Here is an 18709-nt window from a genome sequence, read left to right as displayed (position 1 = left end):
GATGACGAGCGAACCCATCCTTTCCGTCGACGGCGTCGCCAAGACCTTCCTGCTGCACCTTCGCGGCGGGGCTCGGCTGCCGGTGGTTTCGGGCGCCGCCTTCGAGCTGCGTCCGGGCGAATGCGTGGCGCTGGGCGGGCCTTCCGGCGCGGGCAAGAGCTCGCTCTTGAAGATGGTCTATGGCAATTACCGCATCGATTCCGGCACGATCCGGGTGCGCGGGGATGGCGACTTCGTGGACGTGGCGAGCGCCGATCCGCGCCGGCTGCTGCGCCTGCGGGCCTCCACCATGGGCTATGTCAGCCAGTTCCTGCGCGTGATCCCGCGCGTCTCGACGCTCGAGGTGGTGGCCGAGCCGCTGGTCGGCGACGGCGTCGCGCGCGAGCAGGCTCTGGAGCGGGCCGGCGCGCTGCTCGCCTGGCTGAACCTGCCCGAGCGGCTGTGGCCGCTGCCGCCCGCCACCTTCTCCGGCGGCGAGCAGCAGCGGGTGAACATCGCCCGCGGGCTCATCGCCCATCGCCCGCTCCTGCTGATGGACGAGCCGACCGCCTCGCTCGACGCCGCCAACAGCCGCGTCGTGGTGGAGCTGATCGGCGAGAAGAAGCGCGCGGGCGTCGCCATCCTCGGCATCTTCCACGATGCGCAGGTGCGCGAGACGGTGTGCGACCGGGTGATCGACGTGACGGAATTCGCGAAAGCGGCGTGAGGATGCGATGAACGAGACGGTCTACGCCCATGCCCGGCTGGTGCTGCCCGACGAGGTCCGGCAGGGCCATCTGGTGGTGCGCGACGGGCGGATCGCCGAGATCGGCGAGGGTCGGGCGCCGCGCTCGGCGCTCGACATGGCGGGCGACTACCTGCTGCCCGGCCTTGTCGAGCTGCACACCGACCATGTCGAGGGCCATCTTTATCCGCGCCCGCACGTGCAGTGGAACGCCTTCGCGGCGGTGACCGCCTATGACGCGCAGATCGCCGCCTCGGGCATCACCACCGTGTTCGACTCGCTCAGGGTTTGGCCCGACAAGCGGGCGGTGGGCATGGATGGCGACGCGCCGCTGCTCGCCGAGACGATCGCGCAGGCGTCGCGCTCGGGGCTGATGCGGGCCGAGCACCACGTTCACCTGCGCTGCGAGGTGGCGGCCGACGGCGTGGTGGAGGATGCGCAGGCGCTGATGGAGACCATCGATGTGCGCCTCGTCTCGCTGATGGACCACACGCCCGGCCAGCGCCAGTTCCTGACTGAGGAGAAGTTCCGCTCCTACTACAAGAAGAAGTCCGGCATGACAGATGCCGAGATGGACGTCATCGTCGCCGACCGGCTGAACGCCCACGCCAACCATGCCCGTCCCAACCGGGCGCGCCTCGTCGCGCTCGCCCGCACGCGCGGCATCGTGCTGGCGAGCCATGACGACGCCACCGACGCCCATGTCGCCGAGGCGATCGAGGACGGAGTGGCGATCGCCGAGTTCCCGACCACCACGGGCGCCGCCGCCGGCTCGCACGGCGCCGGCATCCGGGTGCTGATGGGCGCGCCGAACGTGGTGCGCGGCGGCTCGCACACCGGCAACGTCGCCGCCGGCGATCTCGCCCGCGCTGGCGTGCTCGACATCCTCTCCTCGGATTATGTGCCCGGCAGCCTGCTGCTGGCCGCCTTCGCGCTGCCGCGCATGGCGCCCGCCATCTCCCTGCCCGAGGCGGTGGCGATGGTGAGCGCGAATCCCGCCGACGCGGCCGGGCTCGCCGATCGCGGCCGGCTCGCACCGGGGCGGCGGGCGGATTTCCTGCGGGTCGCCGATGCGGGCCCGGCGCCGGTGGCGCGCATGGTGTGGCGCGAGGGGGAGCGGATCGCGTGAGCGGAGTGGCGGTGGAGAGTTCCGACCTTTCCGGCGAGGGCCGGCTGGGGCCGGGCCAGCTCGTGCTCGTGGTCGGCCCCTCGGGCGCCGGCAAGGACACGCTGATCGCCTATGCCCGCGAGCGTCTCACCGGGCGCGCCGACATCAGCTTCGCGCGCCGGCGCATCACCCGCCCGGCGGACGCGACCGAGAACCACATCGCGCTCGACGAACGCGCCTTCGCCCATGGCGTGGCGATGGGCGACTTCCCGCTCCACTGGCAGGCCAACGGGCTGAGCTACGCGCTCGGCCCGGAGATCACCGGCGAGATCGTCGCCGGGCGCATCGTCGTCGCCAACGGCTCGCGCGCCGTGCTCGGCAGGGCACGGGCCCGTTTCGCCCGGGTGCGGGTGGTGCATGTGACGGCGCCGCTGGAGGTGCTGGCGGCGCGGCTCGCCGCGCGCGGGCGCGAGGCGCACGAGGCGGTGCTGGAGCGCCTGCGCCGCGAGCCGGCGCTCGACCAGACCCCGGACCTGCGCATCCTCAACGTCGACGCGGTCGATGCGGCCGGCGAGAGGCTGGCCGCGTTCCTGAGCGGACTGTGACGCAGCCCGCTAGGCAGGTAGAGCCTTGTCCGTCGAAAGCCGCTTCGGAATTTGTGAGCCAAGATGGATATAAAATCTCTCAAAATGTGATCGAGCTGCAGCCAACCGAATTTATTTGTTCGTGTTATGTTCCTGTTTAGGTGCTCATGGAACATTACGGGATCGCGCGGTTGGTAGGCCACAATCCAAACTGGGTTCGCGATTCGCAAAATAAGGGAGATGGCGATGGAACTGCACGTTCGTCTGGAAGGGGAAGGCTTGCATCCAAGCGAAGCGATGGTCGCGGTTGAAACTGTTGACGGCGCGAGACCTCTAGTTGTTTCGAAAAAATCAATCGTTCAAAATTATATTGAGGTTGGACTGATTCGTGAGCAGGGTGATAAATTGCTCGTCGAGTTGCCTCGTGAAACCGAGTCTGGGCAATGGCGCGTATGGGTACGTAGAGATCAAGTTCGGAACAGAGAGAGCATCTTGGCGTGATACTCACTGATCGTGAAATTCATCTGGCTATATTAAAGAAGCAGATCATTATTGATCCGTCGCCAGAAGAAGTCGCTTTCAGCTCTACTAGCCTCGACCTTCGTCTGGACGAAAACCTTAGGGTGTTTCAGGAGGAGCGGCTGCCTTCAATCAGAATGATGATTGATCCTTCCGATCCAGCGCACCGAATTAATGAGGTTCTTCGCGGCTTGACGTCCAACGTCGTTATTGACGCTCAAGACGGATATACGCTTGCTCCGCAAAAGCTCGTACTTGGCTGGACCAAGGAGTATGTCCGTCTTCCCGATGAGAGTCGGGTCGCGGCTCGCGTCGAAGGTAAGAGCTCACTTGCACGGCTGGGGTTGTGCGTTCATATGACCGCCCCGACAATTCATGCAGGTTTCAAAGGAAACATACAGCTGGAGATCGTAAATTTTGGACCTCTTCCCATTATACTGAAGCCAGGTCTCAGAGTTTGTCAGCTTATTTTTGAAACAACGCTTGGCACTCCGGCAAAAGGGTATGGTGGCCAATTCGCCGGTCAGACCTCCTAATTCTCTCTGGGCCAATGTGCTTATCTACTGCCGGTACTGCTGGATGCGCGTGGTGCGTAGCCCTGCGAGGCCGTGGCGGTCGATCGATGCCTGCCAGGAAAGAAATTCCTCGGTGGTCAAAGTATAGCGCTTGCAGGCTTCCTCGAGACTGAGGAGCCCGCCACGAACGGCGGCGACGACTTCCGCCTTGCGGCGGATAACCCACCGCCGGGTGTTTGGCGGGGGCAAGTCGGCAATGGTCAGCGGACTTCCGTCCGGCCCGATTACATATTTCACCCTCGGGCGATAGGCGTCAGTCATGGTACGCTCACTGAATACCCACAATCAATGGCAGGATGGTAGCGCCTGAGCTTTAAATATTTCCCTAAGCGAATCACGGTCCGGTGAAGATGAGCTGGTTTCCGCTTCGTTAATATTTGAGAAGGACTTTGTTTACTTTCCCGGCGTGGCGCCGGGACCACGGCGGCGGGCGGATGCGCCGGCAGGGTTCATAGAAAGGCCACGGTGTCCTATATAGAAGGAGCGTCCCTGAGCACCCGTCCCGCATCCATGATCCGCCTCGACGATACCTCCCGCCTCCCGAGCCAGACCCGCGTGGTCGTGGCGATGTCGGGCGGCGTCGATTCCTCGGTGGTGGCTGCGCTCTACGCGCAGGCGGGTTACGACGTTGTCGGCGTCACCCTCCAGCTCTACGACCATGGCGAGGCGATGCATCACCGGCCCGGCGCCTGCTGCGCCGGCCAGGACATCTACGATGCCCGCACGGTGGCCGAGAAGCTCGGCATTCCCCATTACGTGCTCGACTATGAGAGCCGCTTCCGCCACGCGGTGATCGAGCGCTTCGCCGACGCCTATGCGGCCGGGGAGACCCCCATTCCCTGCGTCGACTGCAATCGCACGGTGAAGTTCCGCGACCTGCTCGAGACCGCGCGCGACCTCGGCGCCGACATCCTCGCCACCGGCCATTACGTCACCAGCCGGGCGCTGCCGGACGGGCGGCGCGCCCTGTTCCGCCCGCTCGACGAGAGCCGGGACCAGAGCTACTTCCTCTATGCCACCACGGCCGAGCAGATCGGGATGCTGCGCTTCCCGCTCGGCGAGACCACCAAGCCGGAGGTGCGCGCGCTCGCCGAGGCGGCCGGGCTGAAGGTTGCCGACAAGCCGGACAGCCAGGACATCTGCTTCGTGCCGAACGGGCACTACACCGCCATCGTCGAGAAGCTGCGCCCCGAGGCCGCCGAGCCGGGCGAGATCGTCCATCTCGACGGGCGGGTGCTGGGCCGGCACGCGGGGGTGATGCGCTACACGATCGGCCAGCGCAAGGGACTGGGCATCGCCGCCTCCGAGCCGCTCTACGTGGTCGGCATCGACGCCGGCCGGCGCCGCGTCGTGGTCGGCCCGCGTGATGCGCTGGGCGTGGCGGCGATCCGCATCGACGAAGTGAACTGGCTGGGCGACGAAACGTTGGATGAGGCGGCCGCGAGCGGACGCGCCGTCTACGTCAAGGTGCGTTCGGCGCGCGCACCGGTGCCGGGGGCGCTCGCCCGCGGCGCCGATGGCGGGATCGACGTGCTGCTCGACGTCGCCGAGGAGGGCGTGGCCCCGGGCCAGGCCTGCGTTTTCTACGCCGACGGCGGCGCGGGCGCGCGGCTGCTCGGCGGCGGCGTGATCCGCCGCGCGCAGAAGGGCTTCACCGCGCTGACACGTGAAGCCGGGATGATGGCACGATCGGCGTGAGTCGGCCGGTCAGGGCGGGCCGCGCGCCACGCGGCGAGGAATGGCTGGTGTGCCGCGCTGCGGCGAGAAGCTGGGGGACGACATGACGACCGATCTCGACCGCAACACCGTCGAGGAGGCCTATGCCCGCTGGGCGCCGATCTACGACGTCGTGTTCGGCGCCGTGTTCGAGCCCGGCCGCAAGGCGGCGATGAAGGTTGCGGAGAGCATCGGCGGGCGGATCCTCGAATTCGGCGTCGGCACCGGCTTCGCCCTGCCGGCCTATCGCCGCACCAACCGCCTGGTCGGCGTGGACATCTCCGAGCCGATGCTGCAGAAGGCCCGCGAGCGGGTGGCGCGGGAGCGGCTCACCCATGTCGAGGGGCTGTGCCTGATGGACGGCGCCCATATGGGCTTCGCCGATGCCAGCTTCGACGTCGTCATCGCCCAGTTCGTCATCACCGTGGTGCCGCACCCCGAGGAGACGCTGGACGAGATGGCCCGCGTGCTGCGCCCGGGCGGCGAGATCATCCTGGTGAACCATCTCGGCGCCGAGGACGGCCCGCGCGCCTCCTTCGAACGCTGGTTCGCGCGCCGCGCCCGCAAGCTCGGCTGGCGCCCGGAATTCCAGTTCGCCCGTCTGCGCGACTGGGCGCTGCGCAACGGCACGGTGGACATGCCGATCAAGCGCGACGTGGCGCTCGGCATGTACACGATGGTCCGCTTCCGCAAGCGCACCGAGGCCGAGATCACCGCCGCCGAGGAGCCGGTGGCTCTGGCGGGGTGAATTCGCCCGCGCCCGCCCGGCCCCCTCGACGCCGCGACGCGGTGATCGCCCACCCCCTTCAAAACGTCACCGTGCTCCGCACCCCGAACACCGCCGCGTCTCTCAGCGCTTGCGTCGGGTTGCTGCCGTTCGGGTCCGGCACGTTGCCGCCGGGGTGGAAGACGTACTGGAAGAAGGGCTGCACGCTGAGCCAGGGCGTCACGGCGGCCTGGTAGTCGATCTCCAGCACCGCCTCGTAGTCCTGCACCGGGCCGTCCGTGCCGCTCAGCGCGTTGCTCGTGCGGTCGAGCCGGGCGAGGGCAGGGCTGATCTTCGCATAGGCGAGGCCGATGCCTGCGACGTCGTTGGGCCGGCCGGGCAGGGGACCCGTCAGCGCGAGGCCGGTGTCGACGTAGAAGCTGACCTCGTTGCGGTCCTCCGGGGCCCAGGCGACGCGCACGAAGCCGGACAGGCGCGCCGTCGACGAGGCCCAGAGCTGCTGGTCGGCGATGGCGTAGAGCGAATAGTCGCCCTGATGGGCCAGCGGCCCGTCGGCCGCGGGATCGGCCAGCGAGAGCCCGTTGGCGGCGACCGAAAGATCGTCGAAGGTCTCGGAATTGTACCAGGCGCCGAGGCGGAACGTGCCGATGAGCCCGTTCGCGCCCTTGTGGACATAGCTCGCCTCGACGATGGCGAGGACGCCGTCGTCGAGCGGGAAGTCGAGCCCGTCCGCATTGCCGCCGGCACCGCCCAGCGGGTTGCCGTTGAAGGCGGCGGCCTGCACGGAGAAGGCGTCGTCCGGCGCCCATCTCACCCAGGCGCCCGGCGTGGGCAGCGGATCGGCCGGCCCGCCGCCGGGCAAATCGACGCCATAGATGCCCGGCCAGCCGAAGGCCGAGTTGACGAACAGGCCCGCCGTGTCGCTGACGGCGAATTCCTCGTCGATCGCGATCTGGCCAATGCGGGTGGTGAGCCGATCATCGGCGAAATGGTTCTCGAGATAGAGCTCGCCGAGCCGCGCGCCGGCATCGCCCGCAATGTTGGTGAGGGTGAGCAGGTTGCCGACATCGTCCGAGAGGTTGGAGCCCTGCAGCCAGTAGAGGCTGGCGACGACGCTGGCGCCCTTCCAGCCGGCGAGCTTGTCGAGATCGAGGGCGACCTCCAGCTCGTGCTGGCCGTCCATCGCCGCGCCCTGGCGGATGCCGCCGCTGGCATTGCCGAGCGCGTCGACGATCCAGTTCGAGGTAACGGTGATGCCCTTGTCGGCGAGCGCGGTGCGGGTGCCGCCCCAGTCGCCGGTGAGCGTGTCGCGGGTCAGCCAGTCGGATGCGGGCGCGCCGGCAGGGTCGGCGAGGGCGGGCAGCGCGATGAACGAGGCCGCCGCGCAGGCGAGGGCGCGCAGCCGCGCGGCGCCGGGCGGCCGGCTCGGGTGACGGAACGCTGTGCTGCGCATGGCCTCGATAATCTTCCCGATCCGCTGGCACGGCGTGCCCGAATGAAGCGCGCCCGGATGAATCGCGCCCCGTTATGGCCGGACCCGAGCGGGGGGCCGTCACCGGGCGCGTCAGCTCCACCAGACCTCCGGCCCGACGGGCACGATGCCGGTCGGGTTGATGGTCTTGTGGCTCTGGTAGTAGTGCCGCTTGATGTGCGGCATGTTCACCGTGCCCGCCACGCCCGGCAGCGCGTAGAGCGCGCGCACGAAGCGCCGGAGGTTCGGGTACTCCCGGATCTGGCGGATGTTGCACTTGAAGTGGCCGACATAGACCGGGTCGAAGCGGATCAGCGTGGTGAAGAGGCGGATGTCGGCCTCGGTCAGCGCCTCGCTCATCAGCCAGGCGCGCCCTTCGAGCCGCGCCTCCAGCTCGTCGAGCATGGCGAACAGCGCGCGCACCGCCTCCTCATAGGCCTCCTGCGTGGTGGCGAAGCCGGCCTTGTAGACGCCGTTGTTGACCGCGTCGTAGACCCGCGCGTTGAGGGCGTCGATCTCCTCGCGCAGCGGCGCGGGATAGTAGTCGTGGTCGTCGTCGGTGAAGGCCGCGAAGGCGTCGTTGAGCATGCGGATGATCTCCGCCGACTCGTTGTTGACGATGGTCTCCCGCTCGCGGTCCCACAGCACCGGCACGGTAACGCGGCCGGAATAGGCGGGGTCGGCGGCGAGATAGACCTCGTAGAGCCGCTGCTTGCCGAGCACGCCGTCCGTCGTCGCGCCCTCGGTGGGCGTCGTGGCGTGGTCGGCGAACACCCAGCCCTCCGACCCCATGAACGGGTCGACCACCGAGACCGGGATCACCGGCTCCAGCTTCTTCAGCGCCCGGACGATCAGCGTGCGGTGCGCCCAGGGGCAGGCATAGGAGACATAGAGGTGGTAGCGCCCCGCCTCGGCGCGGAAGCCGCCGCCGCCGGAAGACCCCGGCGCGCCGTCCGCCGTCACCCAGTCGCGGAAGCGGGTGACGGTGCGCACGAAGCGCCCGCCCGTGCTCTTGGTGTCGTACCACTGGTCAACCCATTTGCCCTCGACGAGCAGTCCCATGGCGGCTCTCCCTTTGCCGCCATGCTAGAGTACAAACGGGCCGGATCGAAGCGGGCCGCGTCCGTTCTTTTGCGCAAGAGCTTGAATTCAGGGTGAAAACGCACGCTCATGCGCGTGGCCCGGGCCGGCGGCCGCGCGTTCAGGGCGCGCGCATCTCCCGCGCGGGGAGCGCGACGCGGGGCGGCTCGCGCAGCGGGCGGAACTCGCTTCGCATGGCCCGCAGCATGTCGGGCACGGTCGCGGGCGAGATGTCGCTCTCGGGATCGGCGAAGGCGTCCTGTATCCGCTCCATGCTCGGCTGGATCAGCAGGAACACGTCCACGAGACGCGGGTCGAACATGATGCCCCGGTTGGCGGCGATGTAGTCGCGCGCCGATTTGCGGCTCCACGCCTTCTTGTAGGGGCGGCTCGCGAGCAGGGCGTCGTAGACGTCGCATATGGCGACGATGCGGGCCTCCAGCGGGATATCCTCGCCGCGGAGCCCGCCGGGATAGCCGCGCCCGTCCCACCGCTCGTGGTGGCGCAGCGCCACCAGGCGGGCCATGTGGATCACCGGCGAGGGATGGTCGGGAATGATCTCGGCGCCGATCTCTGTGTGGCGCTGCATCACCATGCGCTCGGCCTCGGTCAGCGGCGCCGGCTTGAGCAGGATGTCGTCCGGCACGCCGATCTTGCCGATGTCGTGCAGCGGGCTCGCCATCTGCAGCGCGTTGGCCCAGGCGGGGCTCTGCCCGGCGGCGAGGGCGAGCGCATGGCACATGCGGCTGACGCGGATGAGGTGGTGGCCGCCCTCATAGTCGCGGTACTCGCCGACCCGGGCGAGGCTCATGTTGAGCTCGTAGGTCAGATCGTCGATCTCGCCGAGGCAGGCGTCGTAATAGACCGCGGAGGCGAGGCCGAGATCGAGGAAGGCGACGCGGTTGATCGCCGCGATGTTCGAAGACTGCCTTTGAACGTCGCCGGCGAAGTGCCGGCAGACGAGATCGACGATGCCGCTCACCAGCAGGCTGTAGGTCGCCGAGAACTGCAGCGGGTCGATGCCGAGCCGGAAATGCACGGTGCCGAGCGCGCGCGCGGCGGCGAGATATTCGCCGTCGAAGCGGCCGGCGAAGACATAGTCGAGCCAGTGCCGGCGCATCGCCTCGCGCGCCCGCTCGATCGAGGCCGGCTCGGCGAAGGCGATCGGGGCAGGGCCCGGCGCGGTGAGGGGCGAGAGGGCGGCGCCGATCACCTCGTCGCCATGGGCCTTGATGAGCGGGGCCATCGCGCGCAGCGTCGCCGTCGTCGCCTCGTCAATATTGAGCAGCGCGATCCAGCGCGCGAGGGAACGTGGCATAAGCTCTCGCCGATTGAAGCCGAAAGCGAATTAAGACCAACGCTGCCGGAACCTTCCTTGACATGAATCAATCGGCGACTGTTGAATCAAAGTCGAGAATGTACAGTCGGCGCGGGTAGATTAACGGAATCTTGAAACAGGTTCAGCAAAGGCCAGTTCTGCGCCCGTTATGTCAAGAAGTGTACACAAGACGTTTCCAGTAGAGCAGGGTGGCGGTGAGCCCGCCATGCGGCTTCAGCGCGAAATCGGGGATCTCGCCGGCGCGCACGAAGCCGTGCTTCTCGTAGAGGCCTGCCGCGCCGCCATCCTTCGCCGTGTCCAACACCAGCAGCGTGCGCCCGTGCGCGGCGGCGAGACGTTCGGCCTCGGCGAGCAGGGCGCTGGCGATGCCGCGTCCGCGATGGGCCGGCCGCGTCATCATCTTGGCGATCTCGGCGCGGTGCGGCTGGTTCTCCGGCAAGGCGAGCTGGAGCGTGACGGTGCCGGCGAGCCCTTCGTCGTCGGGGCCGTCGAGGAAGGCGCCCAGCACGATCCGCTCGCCGCGCGCGGCGGCCTCCAGCGCGCCGGCGCAGAAGGCGCGCGCCCGGTCCGTGTCGAGCGGGTGCATGAAGCTCACCGAGCCGCCCGCCGCCACGGTCTCGACCAGCAGCCCGGCGAGCGCGTCGATGCTCGCCGGGTCGGGGCCGAGGGGGCGAATGCGAAGGTCGATCATGGGCGCCGCCGGTCAGATGCGTGAGAGGGCGACGAGATAGCGGCAGGGCGCGCCGGTCTCGTTGGCGAAGACGGTGTCGCCCGGCGGGCCGAAGCCGAGGCAGTCGCCCGGCTCCAGCCGGTGGACCGCGCCGCCCTCGTGGAGCGTCAGCGTTCCGGCGCGGACCTGCACGAGCTGGCGGATATGGGCGAAGGAGGAGGCGGGCAGGGCGACGCGCCGGCCCGGCGGCAGCTCCACCTCCACCAGCTCCACCGGATGGTCCGGCCGCGCGAAGAGCTGGCGGCGCACATAGCCGGTCTCCGGGTCGGTCCAGACCGGCTGTTCGGCCGCCCGCACCAGCCGCTCGCCCCCCTCGGCGCGCAGCAGCAGCCCGGCGAGGGTGAGGTCGAATGCCCCGGCGAGACGCACCAGCACCACGGCGGTCGGGCTTGCCGTGCCGCGCTCGATCTTGCTGATCATCGCCTTGGACACGCCCGAGCGCGCCGCGAGATCGGCGAGCGACCAGCCGCGCGCGTCGCGCTCCACGCGCAGGCGCCGCGCGAGCCGGAGGCCGGTACCATCCACTATATGATCCATATGTCTCCTATAGTGGATGAGGCGGTCGGCGGCAATCGGCGCGGCGAATCCCTCGACCTGCCCGCCGCGCTGTGCTATCCGGGCCAGCCCTCAGAGGATGGACCCATGCTCCGGACGCCCGCCCAGCGACGACGAGACGCGCGCAGCCGCCGCGCCGCCGTGCGCGCGCGCCTTTTCTCCTCTGCCCGCCGGCGGCCGTGACGCGCCCGCTCGGCGCGGCGACGTGCCGAGCCCCGAGCGTCCGAGAGCCCCGATGACCGAGCTGTCCATCACCATCCTGCCCGAGAACCCCGCCGACGATGCCGCGATCGAGCGGCTGGTGGCCCGCACCTTCGGCCCCGGCCGCTTCGCGCGCACCGCCTACCGGCTGCGCGAGGGCAACCCGCACCGGCGCGACCTGTCCTTCACCGCCTATATCGGCACCATGCTGGTGGGCTCGGTGCGCCTGACCCCGATCGTCGTCGGCGAGGCGAAGGCGCTGCTGCTCGGCCCGCTCACGGTGGAGCCGCCCTTCCGCTCGCACGGCATCGGCCGGCGGCTGGTGGAGCGCTCGCTCGAGGCGGCGCGGGCCGAATCCGCGCCCGACGCCGCGCGCCTCGTCATGCTGGTGGGCGACGAGCCCTATTACGGGCGCATGGGCTTCCAGCGCGTCTCCCCCGGCAGGGTGAGCCTGCCCGGCCCGGTCGATCCCCGCCGCGTGCTGGTCTGCCCGCTCGACGGCGTGCCGGTGGAGACGGTCGAGGGCCCGGTGCGGAAAGGCTTCGCGCCGGCTTGAACGCGCCGTCCCCGCCGCCCTATAGGGGATGAGCGGATGAGCCGCGACGCGAGGAGGTCCGCTTGAACGGCGACGAACTCAGACTGATCCTGTGCCGGATGGCGCCGGGCATGGCCCTCACCGTGCCGGACGAGTGGATCGACAAGCACATCGCCGGGACCAACGCCGCGCGCGCCGCGCTGGTGGACGAGATCGCGCGGCAATATCAGTGCATCAGCAAGCCCGGCTTCGGCGTGCAGATCTTCGAGAAGCAGATCGTGCCGTTCACGGGGTGACGGGACCGCCCGGATTTCAGCCGGGCCGGTACGCCAGATGCACCATCCCCTTTCCGAGAGCGGCGCTGCTCTCCAGCGCGAGGCTGCGCGGCGGCCGATCGCTTTTCGGGAACAGGGGCACGCCGTCCCCCAGCAGGACCGGAATGATGAAGAGATCGAGCCGGTCGAGCGCGCCGGCTTCGATGAAGGCCGCCTGAAGCGCGGCGCCGCCCACGATCCAGCTGTTCCCCTCCCGCGCGCGCAGATGCGCGATCAGTCGCGGGACGTCGTCCGTCCAGGCCGAGACGCCGGCGGGCGCGTCTCCGAGCGGGCGCGAGGAGAGGATAAGGGCGTGCTTGCCCCCATAGAACCAGCCCGCGCCGCTCTCTCGACCCATGAGCAGAACCTGGTCGTAGGTCGTCCGGCCCATCACCACCGTGTCGATCCCGGCGATGAAGCCGGCATAGCCGGCATCGACCTCGTCGAACGGCGCCAGCCAGCCGATGCCGCCGTCCCTGTCGGCGATATAGCCGTCGAGGCTGGCGGCCATGTAGCCGTGGATCGTCATTGCGAACTCCCGCGTGGCGCGAATCTGTCGCGCCAGCATAGTCCGCGGCGGAGACTTCCCTAGCGCCCCTCGCGCGCCCAGGCGGCGGCGATGCCGGCCATGAGGATCAGAAGGCCGGACAGGCCGGCGAACAGCCGGAACAGGCCGAGCCCGCGCACCACCGAGACCTCGCGCATCGACAGGCCAAGCCAGTCCTCGCCGGCGAAGCGGTCGCTGGAGCGCACCGCCACCACGCGCGGCACGCCGCCGGGAAGATCGGCCATGCGCCACACTCCACCGCCGGTCTCGGCCAGCGGCGCGCGCAGCGTCTGCGTGGTCGAGGTCACCTCGGCGAATTCGCGCGGGTTGAGCGGGCCGACATTGACCAGCGCCGTCAGGTCGCCATTGGCCGCCCGCCACAGGCCGAGCGTGTCGGCCGGGAAGGTGGCGCGGAACAGGCCCGGCTCGGCGGCGGTGAGATCCAAGGTGCGGGTGGCGCCGGTGGGCGTGGTGATGACGACCGGGGGCACGCTGTCGCCCATGGTCTGGCGCTCGACCACGATGTCGGGCCCGCGCGCCACCATGCTGAGGCGCTCTTCCTCGAGCTCGGGCTCCTTCATCAGCCAGTGCGAGAGCCGGCGCAGCAGGTCGATATAGGGCCCGCCGCCCTCGAAGCCGCGCGCCCACAGCCAGAACTGGTCGGACAGCAGCAGCGCCACGCGGCCCTGGCCGATGCGGTCGAGCAGCAGGATCGGCTCCTTGTTCGGCCCGTCCATGACGCTGGTGCCGCGCACGCCACGGCTGTCGATGACGCGGAAGAAGCGCGCCCAGGAGGGCGGGTCGTTCTGCGAGCCGGGCAGGGCGCGGGTCACAGGGTGGCGCTCGCCGGCCGAGGTGAGCTTGGCGCGGAACGGCTCCTCGGTCAGGTGCCCTGTGGGGCCGGCCGGCAGGATCGATTCCAGCGGCGTGTTGAACACCGAGCCTTCCGACGTGTAGTCGGCGCCGGCGGCCACCAGCAGCGCGCCGCCTTCCTCCACATAGCGCACGATGTTGTCGAAATAGATCATCGGTAGCACGCCGGTCTGGGCGTAGCGGTCGAAGATGATGAGGTCGAAATCCTTGATCTTCTGCTGGAACAGCTCGCGCGTGGGGAAGGCGATGAGCGACAATTCGTTGATCGGCGTGCCGTCCTGCTTCTCCGGCGGGCGCAGGATGGTGAAGTGGACGAGGTCGACATTGGCGTCGGACTTCAAGAGGTTGCGCCAGGTGCGCTCGCCCACATTCGGCTCGCCCGAGACCAGAAGCACCCGCAGCTTGTCGCGCACGCCGTCGATCGAGACCGCGGCGCGGTTGTTCACCGGCGTCAGCTCGCCATCGAGCCCGGCGGCCTCGATCTCGACGATGTTGGCGCCGGCATGGGTGATCTCGACGTCGATCTCGGCCGGCTGGCCGGCGGTGACGACCGGCCGCGCCACCACCGCGCCGTCGCGCCGCACGGTGACAGGAACCCGCGCGCCGGCGGGCGCGCCCTCGTCCTCGACCCGGTAGCCGATGGTCTGGCGCTGGCCGACGATGCCGAAGCGCGGCGTCGAGGTCAGCGCCACGCGCCGATCGCGCTCGCCCTCATGGCCGGAGATGATGGCGTGCACCGGCGCATGGAAGCCGAGCGCCGCCATGGTGGCGGGAATGTCGTGCACCCGCCCGTCGGTGAGGAAGATCGCGCCCGCCACCCGCTCGGGCGGCACGTCGGCGAGGCCGGCGGAGAGCGCGGTGAACAGACGCGTGCCGTCCACCTCGCCGGCGCCGGCCCCGGCGTCGATGAAGCGGATCTCGGCACCCTGCTCCTTCAGCTTGTCGAGCCGCTTCTCGAGCTCGGCGCGGGCGGCCTCGGTCATCTGCGTGCGGTCGCCGAACTGCTGGCTGGTGCTCTTGTCGACCACCACCGCGACCACGGTCGGCAGCGGCTCGCGCTCCTCACGGGTGAGCGAGGGGTTGGCGAGCGCCAGCACGGCGAGGGCGAGCGCCAGCGAGCGCAGCCAGGCGCCGCGGGTGCGCGCGAAGATGAGCAGCAGCGCCACCACGCCGGCCACGGCGCCGGCGGCGATCAGCAGCGGCAGCGAGACCAGCGGATCGAAGGCGAGGCCGAGATTCATGCGCGGCCTCCCTCAGCCATGGCGGCGGGCCGGGCGGGCAAGGCGAGGCGCGGGAAGGGGCGTGCGTTCACTGGCCGAGCCTTTCCAGCAGAGCCGGCACATGGACCTGGTCCGCCTTGTAGTTGCCGGTGAGCACGTACATCACGAGGTTGGTCCCGGCGCGGAACGCGAACTCGCGCTGGCGCGGCTCGGTGCCGGAAGTCGGCAGCATCGGCTGGCCGTCCTCGCTCACCGCCCAGGCACCGGCAAGGTCGTTGGAGGTGATGATGACCGGCGAGACGCCATCGCCCGCGCGGGCGGGCCGCTCGACCCCTTCCTCGGTCGCCGGCAGCGCCTCGACCCAGGTGGTGCCGCCGGTGAAGCGGCCGGGGAAGTCGTGCAGCAGGTAGAACGCCTTGGTGAGCACGTGGTCGCGCGGCACCGGCTCCAGCTCGGGAATGTCGAGCCCGGAGAGGATGGTGCGAAGCGTGTCGTTGGCGGGCGTGCCGGAGCCGTTGGAGCCGGGCAGCACGCTTTCCGCGTCGCGCGTGTCGAACACGACGGTGCCGCCCTGCTTCATGAAGGCGTCGATGCGCGCCAGCGTCTCCGGTGCCGGGCGCGGCGTGCCGGGCACGATCGGCCAGTAGAGCAGCGGGAAGAAGGACAGCTCGTCGCGGGAGATGTCGACGCCCATCGGCTCGCCGGCCTCGAGCGCGGTGCGCTGGGCGAGGAAGCGCGTCAGCCCGCCGAGGCCGACGCGGCTCACTTCGTCGGTCTCGGCATCGCCGGTGACCACATAGGCGAGGTGGGTGGCGCTGGTGGCCTTGATCGCGAAGTCGATCTGCTCCGGCGTCATCGGCTTGCTGGCGGGGGCTTCGTTGGCGGCAGGCGGGTTGGCCGGCGCGGTCTGGGCCAGCGCCCGGCCGCCGGGCGCGCCCGCCAGCACGGCGGCGAGGGCGATGATCGAGGCGGTGGCGGCGCGCCGCGCGGTCAGCCGGCTGAGGCCGCCGGCGAGCAGGAACACGATCATGGCGTCGATCAGGAGCAGGCCGAGCAGCGCCAGGAGGAGCGGCGCGCGCAGGTCGCGCGGCGTGGCGTCGCGATAGGGTTCGATGCGGCCGAGGCCGGACAGGTCGAGCGCCACCAGCCGGTCGCGCGGCAGCAGCGCGTTGACCGCGACCATGCCCTCGGGCGGGCCGTAGAAGCCCGGCGGGTGGTCGTCGGTGGCGCGGCCATTGTAGCCGACCGGGATCGCCCGCGCGGTCGGGGTGGAGGGCTGGAAGGCGCCGAAGCCGTCGAGCAGGCGGGTCGGCGCCAGCGTCTCGCCGGTCGGCGCCGTGGCGCCGGCACCGGAATCGGCCTCGACCGCGGTCGACCCGCCGAGCGCCACCACCCGGCGCAGCATGTCGACGAAGGCGCCGGACATGGGCAGGTTCGACCAGGAGGTGTCGGCGGTGACGTGGAACAGCACCAGCGTGCCCGCGCCGCGCCGCTCGCCGGTGACGAGGGGCGTGCCGTCGGACAGCGTCGCCCAGGTGCGCGAGGCGAGCAGCCCGTCCGGCTCGGCGAGGACCTGGCGCTCGACGCTCACATCGTTCGGCACCGGCACGTCGCGGAACGGGCCGTCGGGCGAGAAGCCGCCAAGCGACTGCGGCTGCTCCCAGGAGAGCGAGCCGCCCAGCACCCGCCCGCCGCGCCGCAGCACGACCGGCACCAGATTGTCCGAGCCGTTGGCGAGGTGCGGGCCGGCGAAGCGCACCAGCACGCCGCCGCCCTCGATCCAGCGCATCAGGCGGTCGGCGGTCTGCGGCAGCAGCGTGCCGACATCGGACAGGATGATCACCGGCAGGCGCTGGTCGATGAAATGGTCGATCGCCTCGGTGGTGCCCTCGCCCTCGGCGGTGCGGATGTCGGCGAAGGGGCTGAGCGCGCGGGTGAGATAATAGGAAGGGGCGAGCAGCGGCTGGCGCTGGTCGACATTGGCGCCCGAGACCAGCCCGACCGTGCGCCGGCGCCAGCGCTTGTCGAGAAGCTGCACCGCGCCGGCCGAATGCTCGTCGACGATCTCGAGGCGCGCGACCTCGTTGCGGATCTCGACCGGCAGGTCGAAGCGCGCCTCGGTTTCCTTCGCGCCCGGCTCGAAGCTGAAGCCGCCCTCGCCGAGCGGCAGGCCCTTCATGTCGAGCGCGCGCACCGTGCCGTTGCGCGGGAGCGTGTCGCGGTCGGCGCGGATCACCTTCACCGTCAGCGCATCCACCGCATTGTCGGCGCCGGTCAGCGCCAGCGGCTCGTCGACGCCGCCCGCAAGCGTGGTCAGCGGGCGATCGCCCACGGCGGTGGCGATCTCGGCCGGGACGCGCTCGGTGCCGTCCAGCGCGACGCCGTCGGAGAGGTAGATCACCGAGGCCTGCGGCGCGCCCGCCAGCGCCTTGCGCAGGCTGGCGAGCGCCGGTCCGCGGTCCGGCACGTGGCCGACCGGCGACAGGGTGCGCAGCCGCTCGCGCGCCTCGGTCGGCGAGAGCACCTGCGGGTCGAGCGGGGGATCGCCGGTGGGGATCAGCACGACGCCGCGCCCTTCGAGGTCGGCATCGGAGACAACGCCCTCGGCGCTGGCGCGGCGCGCCTCCCAGGCGGAAGCGGCGGGCCAGCCGGAATCGATCAGCAGCACCACCGGTCCGGAGGCGGCAGGCCCGGCCACGGGCGGGTCCCACACCGGCCCGGCGGCGGCGAAGATGACCAGCGCCGCCAGCAGCAGGCGCAGCGCGGTGAGCCACCACGGCGTGCGGGCCGGGGTCTCCTCCTTCGGCGGGATGTCGAGCAGCAGCCGGGTCGGCGCGAAGGCGATGCGGCGCGGGCGCGGCGGTACCAGCCGCAGCAGGAACCACAGCACCGGCAGCACGGCGAGCGCGCTCAGGATCAGCGGCGTGGTGAAGGCGAGGGGCAGGCCGAGAAGTCCGCTCATGCCGCCGCTCCCTCGTCCGTGCCGGCCGCGGGCGTGAAGGTGGCGTCGGCATTGCTCATGCGCGCATGCAGGCCGAGCAGCAATTCGCTCGCCGGCCGGTCGGTGCGGTGGACGATGAAGCTCCACATCCGCCGCTCGGCCTCATGGCGCAGCGTCGCGCGGTGGGCGGCGACGCGCTCCACATATTCGGCCCGCACCGTCTCGGCGCGGCCGATGGTGAGCTGGGTGCCGGTTTCCGGCTCGCGGAACTCGACGCGACCGGAGAAGGGGAAGGTCTCTTCCGCCGGATCGCAGACCTGCACCACATGGCCGCGCGCGCCGGAAGCGGCGAGGCCGGCGAGGCTCGCAACCACCTCGGCGGTCGGGCTCCAGAAATCGCCGAGCAGCACCACCTCGGCCAGCGGCGAGGGCGAGAAGGCGGGCGGCAGGCTGTCCGGCAGCGAATGGGCGTGCACCAGCGATTCCGCCATCTTCTCGACGATGCGCCGGGAGGCGGACGGGCGCATCACGCCGGGAATGCCCACGCGCTCGCCGCCCTTCACCAGCAACTCGGCCAGCGCGAAGGCGACGACCAGCGCGCGGTCGCGCTTGGTCTCCCACACCAGCGGGGAGGCGAACACCATGGAGGCGGACAGGTCGGCCCAGATCCACACTGTGTGGGCGGCCTCCCATTCGCGCTCGCGCACATAGAGATGGTCGTCGCGCGCGGAGCGGCGCCAGTCGACGCGCGAGGAGGGCTCGCCGTCCATGAAGCGGCGGTACTGCCAGAAGTTCTCGCCCGTGCCGGCGCGCCGGCGCCCATGCAGGCCGTGATAGACGCTTGCGGCGATCCTGCGTGCCTCCAGCACGAGACGCGGCATCGCGCTCACGAGGCCGGCGGCATCCTGGGCTGCACTTCTCACCGCGGTATCGGCGTCGAACTCCACCCG

19 protein-coding genes are annotated in these 18709 nt (G+C 70.2%); 9 read left to right on the top strand and 10 right to left on the bottom strand.

From position 1 onward, the window contains the following. Window position 1: 1 nt before the first annotated feature. From phnL to dcd, 5 genes are all read left to right on the top strand, one after another. Window positions 2-706: a phosphonate C-P lyase system protein PhnL gene (phnL, locus tag NVS89_RS02075; protein ID WP_258730816.1), complete on the top strand. Its 705-nt coding sequence runs from the start codon at window positions 2-4 to the stop codon at window positions 704-706. A gap of 7 nt (window positions 707-713) precedes the next feature. After that, entirely contained in the window at window positions 714-1853 is a 1140-nt protein-coding gene (locus tag NVS89_RS02070; RefSeq protein WP_258730815.1) for an alpha-D-ribose 1-methylphosphonate 5-triphosphate diphosphatase, read from the top strand. Beyond that, window positions 1850-2437: a phosphonate metabolism protein/1,5-bisphosphokinase (PRPP-forming) PhnN gene (gene phnN, locus NVS89_RS02065; RefSeq protein WP_258730814.1), complete on the top strand. Its 588-nt coding sequence runs from the start codon at window positions 1850-1852 to the stop codon at window positions 2435-2437. Before NVS89_RS02070 ends, phnN begins: the two co-directional genes overlap by 4 nt. A 225-nt stretch (window positions 2438-2662) precedes the next feature. Next, window positions 2663-2917, top strand: a complete 255-nt coding sequence (locus NVS89_RS02060) for a hypothetical protein (RefSeq protein ID WP_258730813.1) — start codon at window positions 2663-2665, stop codon at window positions 2915-2917. Continuing rightward, complete coding sequence (gene dcd, locus NVS89_RS02055) at window positions 2914-3471, top strand: dCTP deaminase (RefSeq protein WP_258730812.1); 558 nt, start codon at window positions 2914-2916, stop codon at window positions 3469-3471. Before NVS89_RS02060 ends, dcd begins: the two co-directional genes overlap by 4 nt. 24 nt (window positions 3472-3495) lie before the next feature. Here the strand turns inward: dcd and sciP are convergent, their stop codons facing one another. Further along, complete coding sequence (sciP, locus tag NVS89_RS02050; protein WP_258730811.1) at window positions 3496-3771, bottom strand: CtrA inhibitor SciP; 276 nt, start codon at window positions 3769-3771, stop codon at window positions 3496-3498. 249 nt (window positions 3772-4020) lie between these two features. Between sciP and mnmA the strand changes: the two genes are divergently transcribed. Both mnmA and NVS89_RS02040 read left to right on the top strand, forming a co-directional pair. Beyond that, on the top strand, window positions 4021-5208 hold the full coding sequence (mnmA, locus tag NVS89_RS02045) for a tRNA 2-thiouridine(34) synthase MnmA (RefSeq protein WP_258730810.1): 1188 nt from the start codon (window positions 4021-4023) through the stop codon (window positions 5206-5208). An 82-nt stretch (window positions 5209-5290) separates the two neighbouring features. Further along, window positions 5291-5974: a class I SAM-dependent methyltransferase gene (locus NVS89_RS02040; RefSeq protein WP_258731502.1), complete on the top strand. Its 684-nt coding sequence runs from the start codon at window positions 5291-5293 to the stop codon at window positions 5972-5974. A 58-nt stretch (window positions 5975-6032) separates the two neighbouring features. Here the strand turns inward: NVS89_RS02040 and NVS89_RS02035 are convergent, their stop codons facing one another. The 5 genes from NVS89_RS02035 to NVS89_RS02015 all read right to left on the bottom strand — a co-directional run bounded on the left by NVS89_RS02035 (window position 6033) and on the right by NVS89_RS02015 (window position 11110). Continuing rightward, window positions 6033-7406 carry a carbohydrate porin gene (locus tag NVS89_RS02035; RefSeq protein WP_258730809.1) on the bottom strand — a complete coding sequence of 458 codons (1374 nt, stop codon included), beginning with the start codon at window positions 7404-7406 and terminating at the stop codon, window positions 6033-6035. A gap of 111 nt (window positions 7407-7517) precedes the next feature. Further along, the gene (locus NVS89_RS02030) at window positions 7518-8486 is read right to left on the bottom strand and encodes a glutathione S-transferase family protein (protein WP_258730808.1); all 969 of its coding nucleotides are present in this window, start codon (window positions 8484-8486) and stop codon (window positions 7518-7520) included. Window positions 8487-8625: 139 nt separating this feature from the next. Then, a complete protein-coding gene (locus tag NVS89_RS02025) occupies window positions 8626-9822 on the bottom strand; it encodes an HD domain-containing phosphohydrolase (RefSeq protein ID WP_258730807.1) in 1197 nt (398 codons plus the stop codon). A gap of 172 nt (window positions 9823-9994) precedes the next feature. Further along, window positions 9995-10534 carry a GNAT family N-acetyltransferase gene (locus NVS89_RS02020; RefSeq protein WP_258730806.1) on the bottom strand — a complete coding sequence of 180 codons (540 nt, stop codon included), beginning with the start codon at window positions 10532-10534 and terminating at the stop codon, window positions 9995-9997. A 12-nt stretch (window positions 10535-10546) separates the two neighbouring features. Then, window positions 10547-11110 carry a helix-turn-helix domain-containing protein gene (locus NVS89_RS02015; protein ID WP_258730805.1) on the bottom strand — a complete coding sequence of 188 codons (564 nt, stop codon included), beginning with the start codon at window positions 11108-11110 and terminating at the stop codon, window positions 10547-10549. A gap of 253 nt (window positions 11111-11363) precedes the next feature. Here NVS89_RS02015 and NVS89_RS02010 point away from each other — a divergent pair, with 253 nt between their 5' ends. Further along, window positions 11364-11885 carry a GNAT family N-acetyltransferase gene (locus tag NVS89_RS02010; protein WP_258730804.1) on the top strand — a complete coding sequence of 174 codons (522 nt, stop codon included), beginning with the start codon at window positions 11364-11366 and terminating at the stop codon, window positions 11883-11885. 62 nt (window positions 11886-11947) lie between these two features. Then, window positions 11948-12160 carry a hypothetical protein gene (locus tag NVS89_RS02005; protein ID WP_258730803.1) on the top strand — a complete coding sequence of 71 codons (213 nt, stop codon included), beginning with the start codon at window positions 11948-11950 and terminating at the stop codon, window positions 12158-12160. Between the two features lie 16 nt (window positions 12161-12176). Here NVS89_RS02005 and NVS89_RS02000 read toward each other — a convergent pair whose 3' ends face one another. The 4 genes from NVS89_RS02000 to NVS89_RS01985 all read right to left on the bottom strand — a co-directional run bounded on the left by NVS89_RS02000 (window position 12177) and on the right by NVS89_RS01985 (window position 18706). Continuing rightward, entirely contained in the window at window positions 12177-12707 is a 531-nt protein-coding gene (locus tag NVS89_RS02000) for a dihydrofolate reductase family protein (RefSeq protein ID WP_258730802.1), read from the bottom strand. Window positions 12708-12766: 59 nt separating this feature from the next. Continuing rightward, the gene (locus NVS89_RS01995; RefSeq protein WP_258730801.1) at window positions 12767-14839 is read right to left on the bottom strand and encodes a hypothetical protein; all 2073 of its coding nucleotides are present in this window, start codon (window positions 14837-14839) and stop codon (window positions 12767-12769) included. Window positions 14840-14906: 67 nt separating this feature from the next. Next, a complete protein-coding gene (locus NVS89_RS01990; RefSeq protein ID WP_258730800.1) occupies window positions 14907-17780 on the bottom strand; it encodes a DUF4159 domain-containing protein in 2874 nt (957 codons plus the stop codon). After that, window positions 17777-18706: a DUF58 domain-containing protein gene (locus tag NVS89_RS01985; RefSeq protein ID WP_258730799.1), complete on the bottom strand. Its 930-nt coding sequence runs from the start codon at window positions 18704-18706 to the stop codon at window positions 17777-17779. The genes NVS89_RS01990 and NVS89_RS01985 overlap by 4 nt, the downstream gene beginning before the upstream one ends. Window positions 18707-18709 lie beyond the last annotated feature (3 nt).

Origin of the sequence: Ancylobacter mangrovi (genome assembly GCF_024752355.1) — a bacterium.
GTDB classification, from domain to species: Bacteria; Pseudomonadota; Alphaproteobacteria; order Rhizobiales; family Xanthobacteraceae; genus Ancylobacter; species Ancylobacter mangrovi.
Note: the sequence above shows the minus strand (reverse complement) of the source record. Positions and strands in the feature narration are given on the sequence as shown.